This window comes from Kribbella amoyensis (genome assembly GCF_007828865.1).
Taxonomy (GTDB): Bacteria; Actinomycetota; Actinomycetes; order Propionibacteriales; family Kribbellaceae; genus Kribbella; species Kribbella amoyensis.
Map to the genome: position 1 here is coordinate 3,829,520 of NZ_VIVK01000001.1, position 13,341 is coordinate 3,842,860.

Genomic DNA, 13,341 nt, shown 5'->3' on the forward strand with positions numbered 1-13,341 from the left:
GGTACTCCGGCGGGTGCGCCGCCGGAGTACCCGCCACGGTTCAGAACTTGATCTCGACCTGGGTCCCGGTCGGTTCACCGGGATGCCGCAGCCACAACACCCCGACCCCGGCGTCGTACCGCAGGTCACCGACCTCGGCCCCGTCGGCCCGTACCACGGCCGGCTCAGCGGGAACACGGAGCGCGGTGGTCACCTGTACTCCGCGCGGCGCCTCGCTGCTGTAGGTGATCCCGGTCCGGTCGCTCTGCCAGTCCACGACCCGCCCGGCCGAGGCCAGTACGGGCTCGTCGTCGTAGCCGAGGTCGCGGAGCCAGGTCAGCTCGCCCGGCCCGAGTTCGCGGCGCCGGACGATCCCGAGTTGCGGGTCGAGCAGGTCGAGGTACGTCCCCTCGACGACGTGCGAGCCACCGGCCTCCGCGAGGACCGCGCCGACGAGGTACGGCCCGCGGTGGACGGAGAGCCAGTTCGTGGAGTCCCAGCTGTGCCCGCCTGCCTCGGCCAGTTCGCGGAGGGCCGTGACCAGCTCGGCAGCGCGTTCCGGTGACTCGGAGAACTCGGCCGGCCGGGACGCGAGGAAGCGGACGCGCCCCTGACCGATCGGCTGGACGCCCTCGTGACCGCGATCCGCGCCGAGCGCCTCGGCCAGGTGGTCGGCACAGGTGTCGTAGCGACCCGTCCACCAGGAGCGGATCGCGTGGTACGGGTCGGCGCCGTCGCCCACGTACAGCAGGCTGCCGCCGCGGTTGACCCACCCGGCCAGCGCAAAGTGGATCCCCGGGGCCAGCGGCTTCTGGAACTCGTAACTCAGCACCAGTACGTCGACGTCGTCCAGCGCGTCGGGCGTGTCGATCACGTTCTCCAGCTGGACCGGGCAGACCCGCTGCCCGTCGCACAACGGCGGCAACGCGAGACCGTAGAAGTCGGAGAAGTGCAGCTGCTCGCGACCCTCCAGCGCCAGCGCGTCCTGGAGGCCGTCGTAGTGACCGCTCTCGCCACCGGGAGCCCAGCGCTGGAACATCGCCGTGTCCGACAGCACGATCCCGATCCGCGCACCCTCCGGTGCCCAGCGCACATCCGGCTGATCCTGGTCGCGCAGGCTGTTCATCGCGACCAGGTAGCTGGTCGCCGTGTCCGGCGGAATCGGCTCCCGCTCGGTGGATCCCTCGCGCAGGTACGGGCGGTTGAAGATCCGGTTCGGCCAGGGCGCCACCTCGTACCGCGAGACGCCCGGGTGCAGCAGCGACGCGACCAGGGTCCGCTGGTAGTTCGCCAGGTAGTCCTCCCAGGTACGGTCCGGGTGATCCTCGATCGGGTCGTGCAGGAACCACATCCGCCGATCCGTCCCGCGGGTCAGGTCCTGCGCGATGCCGTACTCCAGGTACGCGGTCTCGAACGTGCGCTCCGCGGTCCTGCCGGCGTACACGTTCGGTGTCCGCGAGGTCCCGGTCCACACCTGGGCGATCGCGCCGTCGATCGAGGGCAGCGTCCGCAGCCGGGATTCGGGGCTGATGATCTGCCACTGGGTGTAGTTCAGCAGGCTGTGCGTCGGGACGTAGAAGCGCACCTGGCGGCCCTGCTGGAGCGCCTCGTCGCGGAGGACCGACGTGACCCGGTCCAGGCTGCGGGAGAGCAGGTGCTGCTTGAGCTGGCCGGAGCGGAAGTGCGCCTCGGCCGTACTGTGCGGGGGCTGCCACGGCTCTCCGAAGAAGGCCTGCCACTCCCGTTTGAACGATTCCGAGTACCCCGCCCGGGCCCAGAACTCGGGCTCCTCCAGGTGGATGCCCTCGACCCCGAGCTCGATGATCGGCCGCAGCTTCCGCACCAGGTACTCGGTGAAGCCGAACGTCGGCACCATGTACGGGATGTCGGTGCTGTGGCCGTGCAGGATCGGTGACCCGTCCCCCGCGGTCTGCGCGTCGGCCCAGTGGTCCGAGCCGTCCCACCGGCCGTCCAGGTAGTCCTGGTACGTGCCCCAGGAGATCCCGGTCATCAGGTGCACCCGGTACCCGGCCGCACGCCAGCGCGCGATCCGCTCCGGCGTGGTGTCGTTCAACCCGTACACCATCACGAAGTCGGTGCGCAGGTCGATCGAAGCGTCGTACGGCGCCTGCTCCTGGAACCCGGTCGCCTCGGCGAGCTTGTCGGTGTTGCGGTCACTGTCGGCGTTGCTGTTCGTCATACGCCCTTCCCGTTCCCTCGACTGCCTCAACCCTTCCGCTCCCGGGGCAGCCGGCGCCAGTACGACGTCAGGAACTGGACACCTGACCGCCGGAATCGGGGTTGAAGCTGCCGCAACGGCAACACCTAGGCTCCCGGGCCATGACCAGACGCATCCAGTCGCCGCTGTCCGACGCCGAGAAGCAGGAAGTGTGGGGCGATTTCGCGGACCAGGCGGAAGCGTCCTTCGACGAGGTCGAGCGCCGTTGGGGCGACAGCCCGGCGTACGCCGAATCCGCGCGCCGGGTCGCCCGGTACGGCAAGGCGGAGTGGCAGCGGATCAACGCGGACGGTGCCGTCATCAACACCCGCATCGCCGAACTGATGGACGCCGGGGTCGGTCCGGACAGCGAGGACGCGATGGACGTCGCGGAGGCACAGCGGTTGCACGTCTCCCGGTGGTTCTACCCGATGGACCACGAGTTCCACGTTGCCAAGAGCGTCCTGTACGTGCAGGACCCGCGGTTCCGGGAAGGACTCGAGGAAAGCACGCGTCCGGGCGCGGCCGGATGGTTGCAGCTAGCAATCAAGGCCAACGCCTGCCGAGCCGGCTGGGCACCCCGGACAGCCGAATGACAGAGCAATGACAGTGGCGCCTGTGAGGCTCACGGGATGGTCGCGGTGAACAGCGCGTCGAGCGTACTGCTGGCGGTGGTCTTCCTGGTCTCGTCGAGCAGCAAGTTCGTCGGTCGCACGGGCTTCCGCCAGTACAGGGCCTCGGTGATCGCCTCGGGAGTCCCCACCGCGTACGCCCACCGCGTCGCTGTGCTGACGACCGGCGCGGAGGTCACCGTCGTCCTGCTGCTCGCGCTCTCGCCCGTCCTCGGATCCACCCGCCCCGGTACCGCGGCCGCTAGCCTCCTGCTCCTGTGGCTGACCGCGATCGCGGTACGAGGTGCCCGCCTGCGGCCCGACGAGTTGACCGGCCCCGCCTTCCGCGAGGCCACCTTGCTCCTGATCGCCCTGACCGGCGTCCTCACCGCCTCCGCACCAGGCGACCCCTCCTCCTCCGAACTAGCTCTCGCCGCCTCGTCAGGTCTCGTCGGCAGCCTCCTGTTCGCCAACCTCGATCAGGTCGTCGACCTCTTCGGCGGACCGGCTCGCAGGCGCTTCGGCGGGCGGTAGGCTGCCGAGCTCGGCGGAGAGCTGACGGTCGGCGAGGTCTTCTGGACGGCGGATCGGCTCGCTCATCTGCCGTGACCGTTCGCGCGGCGGCGGATGCCGTACCCCGAGGACTGAAAGTCCGCGGCCGGACAGAACCTCCCGCCGGGGCCTGGCGTCTTTAGGGCGTACGGCTACTGAGGGAGTGACGGATGACGGATGGCGCCGCGCGCGACGAGGACTTCACGGCCTTCGTCGCCGCGAAATCCGGGCGGCTGGTCCGGTTCGCTTACGTGCTCTGCGGTGACCAGCGCCTCGCCGAGGACCTGGTCCAGACGGCGCTCGAGAAGGCGTACCTGCGCTGGCACCGGATCGAGCTCGGCGACCCGTTCGGCTACGTCCGGCAGGCGGTGGTGAACCACCATCTGTCCTGGCTGCGGCGTCGCTCGTGGCGGGAACGCCCGGTCGGCGGCCCGGCCGAACTGGACCTGGACTCACCGGCCCCGCCCGTCGAGGACGTCGGGCTCGGCGTGCAGCGGCGGACGGACGTCGAGGCCGCGCTCGGCGCCCTGACCAAGCGGGAGCGTGCCGTCGTGGTGCTCAGGTACGTCGAGGACCTCAGTGAGGCCGAGACCGCGGCCGTGCTCGGCATCGCGGTCGGCACCGTCAAGAGCACGGCCGCGCGGGCCTTGGGGAAGTTGCGGCTGGCCCCGGAACTCGCGCATTCGATGGCAGGAGGAGAAGCATGAACGACCTGGAGACGAAGACGAGGGCGCTGCGGGCGCTGCGCGACGACGACGGACCGGGGCTCGACCCGGGCACCCTGATGGCCGGGGCGAAGCGTCGCCGGGCCCGCGGTGTCGCCGCGACGGCGGTGGCGTCGGTGGCGGTCGCATCGGTCGCGGTAGGCGGATTCCTGGCCGCGGCGGGCGACGAAGGCGAACCCCAGGTCGCGGGTCCGGCCGGCCCGGTGGCGACGCCGTCGGTGCAGCCGTCGGTGCAGCCGTTGGCATCGGCGAGCGCGTCGTCCGGCCTGCCTTCGGGCCCGGAGACGCTACCCCGGACCGCCTCCAGCCAGCCGATCCCGAAGGCCCGCACCTCCTGGACGCCGGGTGGCCCGATCGGGGCGAAGCCGGTCGGGACAGTACCGATCCGCGGCAAGGTCGCGATCGCGGCGAAGTACTGGTTCGAGACCCGTGGGACGCAGTGGTGCATCACCGCCTACGACGCGACGACGGGCGGTACCTTCGAACCGCTCGGCTGCCGCGGCACGGTCGGCAACACCAACCTCGGTGACGACCGCGTGCCGGGGATCCAGTCGTCGATCGATGCGGCCGGCAACAAGGTGGTGACCAGCGTCTTCCGCGGCGCGCCACGGCGAGTGATCTACACCGACGGCGACAGGTACTACGAGGCCAAGCTGTACCGCCTCGCCGGCATCCCCGGCTGGACGATGGCGGTCGCGACCTACCAGCCGGTCGGCAGCCGGCTCCCGGCCGATGCGTACGTCTTCGCCTACGACGACGCGGGCCGGGTGACGGCCCAGTTCCCCGCCGCGGACCAGGGCGGACCGGCGACCGACCCGCTGCGCTGATCCACCTCAGGCGTTGTTCGTCGGCACGGTGGTGGCGATGACGGCGCTGTTGACGACGACGGCCGTCATCGTGCGGGTGACGGCTTCGGCGGCTGCTCGGGCGCCCCAGTTCCCCTGTTCGAGTTCCATGGCGCGGGAGATGACCGCGGAGTTCCACGGGATGTCGGGGTGGAACTGGGGGAGCGTGCCGCTGCCCGAGATCAGGGCCGCCAGCGCCGCCACCCGGGCCGTCGGTTCGACCCCGTCCACGAGGGTTCCCCGGACTGCCGCGAGCAGTTCCTCCCGGCGCCCGGTGGTCCCCTCCGTCAGCACCTTCCTGGTGAAGACCAGCAGCGACTTGCGTTCGACCTGATCGAGGTCACCTCGGTCGATCAGCCGCTGGAGCAACGGGCCCCGCAGGACCGGGCCGATGGTCGCGAGCACGGTCTGGACCCGGCGGGGCCTCTCGTCGATGGTGTCCCAGGCCGAGCGCAGGCTGGGATCGGCTGGGACCTGGTCCCCAAAGGTCTCTAGTTTGCCGCCGGGCTCGTTCATGGTCACGTACCCGTGCATCGCGAGGTCGGCGAGTACCGCTCCACCCAGTACGTAGAACAGGGTGTTCTCGCCCGCGATCGTGCCGGAGCGCGGCTGGAAGAGCAGGAGCAGAAGGTCCTCTGCGAGGGTCGGATTCTCAGGCTTGGTCATGGTGGTCCTCCTGGGGATCAAGGTCGGCTGGGCTCAGCGGCGGGGTTCCCACTGGAAGTACTTCAGGGCGAGGGCTCCGGAGACGGCCACCCAGGCCAGCGTCGGCGCGACGAGCACCAGGACGTCGGCGCCAGGTACTCCGCCGTCCCAGGCGCGGGTGAGTAGTTCGGTGGCCGCGCCACCCGGGGCCAGGCGCTTGAGCATCGTCAGCGAATCGGTCCCGGTGATGGCGACCCAGTTCACGATCGCGATCACGCCGAGGCTGATCGGGAGCGTCGTCACCTGGGCGTGCTCGGGCGAGCGGGTGACGCCCGCCGTCGCCAGCCCGAGGCCGATCATCATGGCGAGCACCAGGACCGACGCCAGCACCATCAGGACGAGGTCGCTGGGCCGGTTCGTCACGGCCGCGAGGACCACGAGGATCAGCGTCGTCTGGATCACGGCGATGACCGTGGCCGGCAGCACCATGCCGACCAGGATCCCGGCGTCGCTGACCGCGGTCGACCGCAGCCGCTTGAGGAACAGGTTCTGCCGGCGCGCGGCCAGCGACGTGACGGCGCCGGCGTAGAGGCCGAAGGCGGCGATGGTGAAGACGACCAGGGCCGCGATGAAGCCGCGGCCGACGGTCTCGAACACCTCGTGGCGCCAGATGAAGAACACACTGGCGGCCACTGGCATGAAGAAGCTGGTGATCAGCACGGAACGGTTGCGGAAGGTCTGGGCGAGCTCGCTCAGGGCGATGTCGAACATGATCGATCCTTGTCTGCGGGATTGGAGTCAGGCGCGGTCGATCGACCGGAAGATGTCGTCGAGCCGGGTCGGCCCGGCTTCGAGCTCGGCCAGCGGGACGGCGGCGCTGTGTGCCCAGTTGAGCAACGTCCGGAGGTCCGGCTCGAGCTCGAAGGTCTCGATGCGGTAGGCGCCGTGCTCGGTCCGGCCGGCCCGCAACGGGGGAGCGGGTGCGTCGTCGGGGAGCCGGAAGGTGATGACCGCCGGGAGCGTACTGGTCAGCTCGCGGACCGTTCCCTCGCGGTGGAACCTGCCCTTGTGCATCAGGCCGATCCGGTCGGCGCGCTGCTGCGCCTCTTCGAGATAGTGCGTGGTGAGGACGACGGTCGAGCCGTCGTCACGGAGCCGGTCGACCGCTTCCCAGAGGTCGTCGCGGGACTGGATGTCCAGCCCGGTGGTCGGTTCGTCGAGGAAGATCAGCTCCGGGCCGCCGTACACCGCGGTGGCGAAGTCCAGCCGGCGCTTCTCACCGCCCGACAACTGGGAGACCCGGGTCGTTGCCTTGTGCCTCAGTTCGACCAGGGTCAGGACCCGGTCGACGTCGTCGGTCCGCCGGGAGAGCCGGCCGATCAAGTGCACCGTCTCGCGCACGGTCAGGTCGGGGGAGAACCCGCTCTCCTGCAGCATGATCCCCATCCGGGGCCGGGTCTGCAGCCGGTTCCGCGGGGTGCGGCCGAAGACCTCGACCGAGCCCGAGGCCGCCGTGCGATGTCCTTCGATCACCTCCAGCGTGGAGGTCTTGCCGGCGCCGTTGGTCCCGAGCAGGGCGTACAGCTCGCCCTTGCGGACCTGGAACGAGAGGTCGCGGACGGCCTGGAACTCGCCGTAGGTGACGTTGAGTCCTTCGACTTCGATGACTGCTGTGGAGGGCATGTCTCCATCTCAGCCGAAGTGCCCTTGTGACCACAGTGCCGCTGCGTCACCGCCGTTTGTGACTCCGGTCGGGCCACCACTGTGACACCACGTCACACGTCTGCTGACCGGGCAGGGGAACTACAGCCAGTCGTGCTCGCGGGCGTAGCGGGCCGCCTCGTGCCGGTTCTTGGCCTGCGTCTTGCGCAGCGCGTTCGAGAGGTAGTTCCGAACGGTGCCTTCGGCAAGGAACAGCCGGGTCGCGATATCGGCCACCGAGTACCCCTCGGCGGTCAGCCGGAGTGCGTCGAGCTCGCGGTCGGTCAGCGGGTTGTCGTCGACCACGGCGCGCGCCGACACCTCGGGGTCGATCCAGCGCCGGCCGTCGTGCAGGATGCCGATCACCGAGGCGATGTGGGCCGGTTCCGCAGACTTGCTGACGAACCCCTGGATCCCGAGCTTGAGAGCCCGCCGGAGTACCCCTGGCTTGGCGTGCCGGGTCAGCATCAGGATCACCTGGTCCGGCCGGGTCCGCCGGATCTCGGCCACGGCGTCCAGCCCGTCGGTTCCCGGCATCTCCAGGTCGATCACGAGCACATCGGGATCGTGCCGTGCCGTCGCGGTCACCGCCTCCGCGCCGTCGGCGGCCTCGGCGACCACCTCGATCCCGGCCTCCATCGGCAACAGCTTCGCCAGGGCCTTGCGCAACAGGGCCTCGTCGTCCGCCAGCACGATCCTGATCATCGCGAGCCACCACCGTCCGCGGCCGGCGTTCCGAACGTCACGGCCGTCCGGAACTCCTCGCCCTGCTGGTCCGCGACGAGCCGACCGCCGCTGTCCAGGACGCGTTCCCGCAACGCGGCCAGGCCCCGCAGCTCGGGGCTGCGATCCAGCTCGGCACCGTCGTTGGTGATCACCAGCCCGGCCGCTCCCAGCTCGATCCGGACGGTACTGGCGCGTGCGTGCCGCAGGATGTTGGTGGTGGACTCGCGGAGCACCTGGCTCAACGAGTCGCTCCAGCCCGGATCGGGCTCGCCGTCCCGCTCGATCACGACCTTGGCACCGGCCGCTTCGAGCAGGTTCTTCGCGTTCTCCAACTCGGCCTGGAGATTGAGCTGGCGCTGACCGTACGCGAGCGCCTTGGTCTGGGCGATCGTGTCGACGACCAACGCGTGGATCTCCCGCAGCTCCTGCTCGGCCTGATCGGCGTCGGTGCGGAGGATCTTCTGGGCCAGCGCGACCTTCAGCTTGACCACGTGCAGGGTATGCCCCTGGACGTCGTGCAGGTCGCCGGCGAACCGGACCCGCTCGCGCATCACCGCCAGCTCGGCCTCCCGCTCCCGCGACTCCTCCAGCTCCCGGACCACGTCGTAGAAGGAGTGGTTGGGAAACATCAGCCCGGTCACGATGGCGGTGATCGCCGCGGGCACGACGACGTACCCGATCAGGTCGCCGCGGAACCCGTCCGGCGCGATCCAGAGTTTCGCCGACCCCAGCACCGCGATGAGGACCACGAGCCCGACCGCCGCGGCCCGGCGGTACCGGCCGAGCTCCGGAACGACGAGCGGGCCGACGATGAGCAGCCCGATGAACGCGCCGCCGCTGTGGATCACCGTCGCCCCGGCCAGCCAGACCGCGCCGGCGACGACCAGGCACGGCACGGCGACGGTCATCACCCGGCCGGAGGTCCACCGGACGAAGGCCAGCACCCCCGCGGCGACCCCGGCCCCGAGCACCACCGCGTGCCACCAGGTCCGGGAGTCGATCGCGACGTGCAGCACCCCGGCCGCGGCGACCACCGGCAGCAGCATGGACAGGTTCAGCCGCCGCAGCTTCGCCTTCGATCCGTTCGTCATCGTTCGCAAGAGTATGTCGCCGTTCCACGCGTCGGCCTAGTGACGTGGCGTCACATTCCGGCCGGGCCAGTCCGGGAGTCAGTGCCGCTCGGATTTCCTTCTGGTTGAAGTTAATGGGCGCCGAGCTGTTGACAGGGCTCGCGCGGCTAATTAACTTCAGCTGGAAGTTAAGCCTTCGAGCAGCGAGGTGGACCGCGTGGCCGATCGTCCGAACGTACTGGTCGTGATGGCCGACGAGCAGAGCTGGAACACGATGGGCTGGACCGGGAACCCGGCCGCGCGGACGCCGAACCTGGACGCGCTGGCGGGGGAGTCCACCGTCTTCGACGCCTGCTACACGCCGTTCCCGTTGTGCTGTCCGGCGCGCACGAGTCTGTGGACCGGGCTGATGCCGCGGCACCACGGGGTACTGGGGAACTGGCGGCCGATCGAGCCGCGGTTGCAGTCGGCCGGGGTCGCGCAGGCGTTCGCCGCGGCCGGTTATCACACGCACTACAACGGCAAATGGCACGTTCCGGGGACGACGCCCGACCGGATGGGCTGGGCCGACACGAGTGCGATCCCCGCCGTACTCCGGGGGCAGGACCGTGGTCGGTACATCGAGGACTACCGCGCCTGGGCCGGCGAGCGTGGGTACACGTTCGACCCCGACCACATCGAGAACCTGACCACGAGCGACCTCGCCGCGTTGCGCGAGCGACCGTACGCCACTTCGAGCGTTCCGCTGGACTCGTTCCTGGAGACGTGGCAGTGCGACACGTTCCTCGCCGGACTCGAGCGGCGACCGGCGGACCGGCCCTGGCTCGCCGTCTGTTCCATGAACGCACCGCACTTCCCGATGCTCGTTCCCAGCCCGTACGACCGGCTCATCGATCGTGACCAGGTCCGACTGCCGGAGAGCTGGTCCACCGGGACCGCGACCAAGCCGCGCGAGGTCCGGGAGTCGCACTTCGCCCGCGACTTCGAGGCGCTCGACGAGCAGGGGTGGATCGAGGTCACCAGCCACTATCTCGGGTTGTGCGCGCTCGTCGACGCGCAGTTCGGGCGGATCCGCCAGTACCTCGAGGACACCGGCGAGTGGGATCGGACCGTGGTCGTGTTCACCTCGGACCACGGCGACATGATGGGCGCGCATCGCCTGATGGAGAAGGGCCACTGGCTGCACTACGAGGAAGACCTGCGGGTCCCTCTGATCGTGCGGCACCCCGACGGTTCACAGAGCCGGAACGCCAACTTCGTCTCCCTGGTCGACGTCGCGCCGACGCTGAGCGAACTGGCCGGTGTCCGGTGGGACGAACCGCGGGACGGCCTGTCGTTCGCGAGCATGCTCGGCAACGACGCGGCCGCCCCGATCCGCGAGTACGTCACCGCCGAGACGATGCTCCACGACGGCCGCCCCGGTGGGAACGGGGATCCGTTCCACGCGGCCGACTGGCAGTACCCGCGGGACAGCCTGAACCTGTCCGTCCGGACCGCCGGGCACCGGTACGTCTTCCGGTCGCACGACGAGGCCGAGTTGTACGACCTGGCTGCCGACCCCTGGGAGCAGCGCAACATCGCGGCCACGGCCGAGGGAGCGTCGACGGCAGCGTTGCTGGCCGGGCTCCTGGCGGACGAGGTGGCCGACGTACTGCCCGACGCCGCGGCGCTGGTCCGCAAGGGCGTCACCCCGACGGACGGATCCGCCGTCCCCGCATCGAAAGCGAAGGGCACCTCATGACGTCGATCAACGGCACCCAGTTCTCCCGGCGATCGCTGCTGCGGTTCGGGGCCGCGGCGGCCGGAGTCGCCGCCGTCTCCTCCTGCGCCCGCGGACTCGGCGGCGGGGACAAGTCGTCCTCCGGCGGCTCGGACGCGGCGCTGGACATGATGTTCTGGGGCGAAGGCGACCAGAACAAGAAGCTGATCGCTGCCCTCGACCTGTACCAGCAGAGCGAGGGCGCGGCGAAGGTCAACCCGCAGTACTCCGGCTTCTCCGGGTACTACGACAAGCTCGCGACCCGCGTTGCCGGGGGCAACCCTCCGGACGTGTTCCAGATCCACCTGCCGTACCTGATGGAGTACATCAAGCGTGGTGCGGTGGCGCCGCTGGACGAGTACAAGGACGACCTCGGCCTGGACTCGATGCCGGACTACGTGGCCACCACGACGAAGGCCGACGGCAAGTACTACTTCGCGTTGCTCGGTGCCGCGACGCAGCCGGCCATCATCGTCAACACCACCAAGCTCAAGGGTCTCGGTCTGGTCGCGCCGAGTACGGACTGGAACCTCGACCGGTACAAGGCGACGATGGCCGAGGTCTGGGACAAGAGCGGGCGCAAGCTGGCAGGCACGGCGGACCTCGGTGGTAACGCGATCGCGTTCGAGTCCTTCCTGCGCGGCCGGGGCAAGGCGTTGTTCGCCGACGGGAGCTCGCTCGGGTTCGGCGAGGACGACCTGGCCGCGTGGGTGCAGCTCTGGCAGGACCTGCGCGGTAGCGGCGCCGCGGTCCCGATGGCGCTGACGGCCGCGTCGACCGGGTTCCAGAACGACCCGGTGACGGTCGGCAAGGCGGCGTACACCGGGACGGCCACCTCGCGGGGCCTGCCGTCGATGCAGAGCCTGACCAAGGACACGTTGAGCCTGGGCACGTTCCCGTCCGGCGGACCTGGCTCCGAGCCCGGGACGAACATCATCCCGGCCGGCTGGTTCGCGATCTCGCCGAAGTCCAAGAACATCGAGGGCGCGGTGTCGATGCTGAAGTACCTGACCAGCCAGCCGGACGCGGCGAACGCGATGGGGCTGGCGCGCGGCGTCCCGATCCCGGCGGACATCCGGACCAAGGTGGCGTCGTCGGCGACCGGGCTGAACAAGCTGGTGCTGGACAACTACGCGCTGGTCGCGTCGAAGGGCCCGGCCGCCCTGCAGATGTACCCGCCCGGCGCCAGCAAGCTGCTGCAGACCTCGCTCCCGAACGTGAACGAGGTGGTCGGGTTCGGCAGGAGCACGGTGCCGCAGGCGGTGACCAAGTTCTTCTCGGACGCGAAGGCCGCCCTCAAGTGAGATCGGTCCAGCCGTTCGACGTCCGGCAGCAGAACTACTCCGCGATCCTGCGGACGGTGATGCGGCACGGACCGATCGCACGGTCGGAGCTGTCGGGGCGGACCGGGATGGCGACCGGGACGATGACGAAGCTGACGAGTCTGCTGTCCGAGGCGGGCCTGCTGCGGGAGCTGCCGGCCGAGTCGGGGCACGGGGCGCTGGGACGTCCGCGGACCCCGATGGTGGTGGACGAGCGGACCCACCGCGTGGTCGGGGTGCACTTCGGTCTCCGGCGGACGACGGTGTGCCTGCTGGATCTGCGCGGGACCCTGCTGGCCGAGGTACGGCTGCCGCATCGGGGCCGGCGCGGGTTCGAACTCCTGGTGGCGCAGGCCGTCGAGGGGATCCAGGAGCTGATCGGCCGGAACCCGGGCTCGGTCCTCGGCGTCGGCGCGAGCACCGGTGGCTGGGTCGACCGGGAGGCCGGGGTGGTCCGGGATCACCGGGTGCTGCGGTGGCGGAACGTGCCGCTGCGCGAGGTCCTCGCGGACGGCCTGGGGTTGCCGACAGAGGTCGACTCGAGCTTCCGGTCGCTGACGATGGCCGAGCGCTGGTTCGGCGGCGCCCAGGGCGTGGACGACCTGATCGGGCTGTTCGTCGGGAACGTCGTGGGTGCCGGCTTCGTCCTCGGCGGCCGCGTCTTCCCGGGGTACAGCGCCGCGGCCGGGACAGTGGATCACCTCTCCGTCGGGGTGGCCGCCGAGGAGCCTTGCTCGTGCGGACGGCGGGACTGTCTGCACGGGGCGGCCAGCGACCTGGCGGTCCTCGCGCATGCCCGACGGTCCGACCTGATCGGTCCCCGCGGGACCCTGGAACATCTCGTCCAGCTCGCGCGGGACGGGGACGTCGCCGCCGATGGGTTGCTGGTGGCGCGGGCCGAGTTGGTCGGTGTGGCCGCCGGGACGTTGATCGACATGCTCGATCCCGAGGTGGTCGTCGTCAGCGGGGGTGTGGTCGACGCACCGGAGTACCTGAAGTCGGTCCAGCGGGGCGCTCGCGCGTACCTGCGGGACAAGCGACGGGTCGACGTGGACTCGGTGGTCCGGCTGAGCGCCTTCGGTACCGATGGCGTGGCCGTGTCCGCCGCGAGTGTGGTCCTGGACCGGATCTACGCGGCGCCGGCCGAGTTCGTGCCCGGGCTGCTCGAACTGCGGTACGGGTGATGAG

At 70.2% G+C, this 13,341-nt stretch carries 13 protein-coding genes; 7 read left to right on the top strand and 6 right to left on the bottom strand.

Translation table 11 applies throughout. The features are described from left to right. Positions 1 to 40: 40 nt before the first annotated feature. Positions 41 to 2,179 (bottom strand): hypothetical protein, encoded by a 2,139-nt coding sequence (locus tag FB561_RS18150; RefSeq protein WP_145808195.1) that lies wholly within the window; start codon positions 2,177 to 2,179, stop codon positions 41 to 43. 140 nt (positions 2,180 to 2,319) lie between these two features. On the opposite strand from FB561_RS18150, the gene FB561_RS18155 reads away from it, so the two are divergent. From FB561_RS18155 to FB561_RS18170, 4 genes are all read left to right on the top strand, one after another. After that, complete coding sequence (locus FB561_RS18155; protein WP_145808197.1) at positions 2,320 to 2,793, top strand: TipAS antibiotic-recognition domain-containing protein; 474 nt, start codon at positions 2,320 to 2,322, stop codon at positions 2,791 to 2,793. A gap of 36 nt (positions 2,794 to 2,829) precedes the next feature. Continuing rightward, positions 2,830 to 3,342: a MauE/DoxX family redox-associated membrane protein gene (locus tag FB561_RS18160; RefSeq protein ID WP_145808199.1), complete on the top strand. Its 513-nt coding sequence runs from the start codon at positions 2,830 to 2,832 to the stop codon at positions 3,340 to 3,342. A 188-nt stretch (positions 3,343 to 3,530) separates the two neighbouring features. After that, complete coding sequence (locus tag FB561_RS18165) at positions 3,531 to 4,067, top strand: SigE family RNA polymerase sigma factor (protein WP_145808201.1); 537 nt, start codon at positions 3,531 to 3,533, stop codon at positions 4,065 to 4,067. Next, positions 4,064 to 4,912: a hypothetical protein gene (locus FB561_RS18170; protein WP_145808203.1), complete on the top strand. Its 849-nt coding sequence runs from the start codon at positions 4,064 to 4,066 to the stop codon at positions 4,910 to 4,912. Before FB561_RS18165 ends, FB561_RS18170 begins: the two co-directional genes overlap by 4 nt. Before the next feature lie 6 nt (positions 4,913 to 4,918). Here the strand turns inward: FB561_RS18170 and FB561_RS18175 are convergent, their stop codons facing one another. The 5 genes from FB561_RS18175 to FB561_RS18195 all read right to left on the bottom strand — a co-directional run bounded on the left by FB561_RS18175 (position 4,919) and on the right by FB561_RS18195 (position 9,093). Then, positions 4,919 to 5,596: a GOLPH3/VPS74 family protein gene (locus tag FB561_RS18175; RefSeq protein WP_145808205.1), complete on the bottom strand. Its 678-nt coding sequence runs from the start codon at positions 5,594 to 5,596 to the stop codon at positions 4,919 to 4,921. A gap of 33 nt (positions 5,597 to 5,629) precedes the next feature. Next, a complete protein-coding gene (locus FB561_RS18180) occupies positions 5,630 to 6,346 on the bottom strand; it encodes an ABC transporter permease (protein ID WP_145808207.1) in 717 nt (238 codons plus the stop codon). A gap of 27 nt (positions 6,347 to 6,373) precedes the next feature. After that, positions 6,374 to 7,258, bottom strand: a complete 885-nt coding sequence (locus tag FB561_RS18185; protein WP_145808209.1) for an ABC transporter ATP-binding protein — start codon at positions 7,256 to 7,258, stop codon at positions 6,374 to 6,376. A gap of 120 nt (positions 7,259 to 7,378) precedes the next feature. Beyond that, a complete protein-coding gene (locus tag FB561_RS18190) occupies positions 7,379 to 7,981 on the bottom strand; it encodes a response regulator transcription factor (RefSeq protein ID WP_145808211.1) in 603 nt (200 codons plus the stop codon). Further along, positions 7,978 to 9,093, bottom strand: coding sequence for a sensor histidine kinase (locus FB561_RS18195; protein WP_145808213.1), 1,116 nt, complete (start codon positions 9,091 to 9,093; stop codon positions 7,978 to 7,980). The genes FB561_RS18190 and FB561_RS18195 overlap by 4 nt, the downstream gene beginning before the upstream one ends. Positions 9,094 to 9,289: 196 nt before the next feature. On the opposite strand from FB561_RS18195, the gene FB561_RS18200 reads away from it, so the two are divergent. Genes FB561_RS18200 through FB561_RS18210 form a run of 3 tightly spaced genes read left to right on the top strand, consistent with a single transcriptional unit; the run spans position 9,290 to position 13,337 of the window. Next, positions 9,290 to 10,813 carry a sulfatase-like hydrolase/transferase gene (locus FB561_RS18200; RefSeq protein WP_145808215.1) on the top strand — a complete coding sequence of 508 codons (1,524 nt, stop codon included), beginning with the start codon at positions 9,290 to 9,292 and terminating at the stop codon, positions 10,811 to 10,813. Beyond that, positions 10,810 to 12,135, top strand: a complete 1,326-nt coding sequence (locus tag FB561_RS18205) for an ABC transporter substrate-binding protein (RefSeq protein WP_145808217.1) — start codon at positions 10,810 to 10,812, stop codon at positions 12,133 to 12,135. Before FB561_RS18200 ends, FB561_RS18205 begins: the two co-directional genes overlap by 4 nt. After that, complete coding sequence (locus FB561_RS18210) at positions 12,132 to 13,337, top strand: ROK family protein (protein WP_145808219.1); 1,206 nt, start codon at positions 12,132 to 12,134, stop codon at positions 13,335 to 13,337. The genes FB561_RS18205 and FB561_RS18210 overlap by 4 nt, the downstream gene beginning before the upstream one ends. Positions 13,338 to 13,341 lie beyond the last annotated feature (4 nt).

What these genes read in the sequence shown, in the direction of transcription:
- FB561_RS18190 (WP_145808211.1), bottom strand. Translation starts at nt 7,981, where the DNA reads ATGATCAGGATCGTGCTGGCGGACGACGAGGCCCTGTTGCGCAAGGCC.
- FB561_RS18205 (WP_145808217.1), top strand. Translation starts at nt 10,810, where the DNA reads ATGACGTCGATCAACGGCACCCAGTTCTCCCGGCGATCGCTGCTGCGG.
- FB561_RS18185 (WP_145808209.1), bottom strand. Translation starts at nt 7,258, where the DNA reads ATGCCCTCCACAGCAGTCATCGAAGTCGAAGGACTCAACGTCACCTAC.
- FB561_RS18170 (WP_145808203.1), top strand. Translation starts at nt 4,064, where the DNA reads ATGAACGACCTGGAGACGAAGACGAGGGCGCTGCGGGCGCTGCGCGAC.
- FB561_RS18175 (WP_145808205.1), bottom strand. Translation starts at nt 5,596, where the DNA reads ATGACCAAGCCTGAGAATCCGACCCTCGCAGAGGACCTTCTGCTCCTG.
- FB561_RS18155 (WP_145808197.1), top strand. Translation starts at nt 2,320, where the DNA reads ATGACCAGACGCATCCAGTCGCCGCTGTCCGACGCCGAGAAGCAGGAA.
- FB561_RS18180 (WP_145808207.1), bottom strand. Translation starts at nt 6,346, where the DNA reads ATGTTCGACATCGCCCTGAGCGAGCTCGCCCAGACCTTCCGCAACCGT.
- FB561_RS18195 (WP_145808213.1), bottom strand. Translation starts at nt 9,093, where the DNA reads ATGACGAACGGATCGAAGGCGAAGCTGCGGCGGCTGAACCTGTCCATG.
- FB561_RS18165 (WP_145808201.1), top strand. Translation starts at nt 3,531, where the DNA reads ATGACGGATGGCGCCGCGCGCGACGAGGACTTCACGGCCTTCGTCGCC.
- FB561_RS18150 (WP_145808195.1), bottom strand. Translation starts at nt 2,179, where the DNA reads ATGACGAACAGCAACGCCGACAGTGACCGCAACACCGACAAGCTCGCC.
- FB561_RS18160 (WP_145808199.1), top strand. Translation starts at nt 2,830, where the DNA reads ATGGTCGCGGTGAACAGCGCGTCGAGCGTACTGCTGGCGGTGGTCTTC.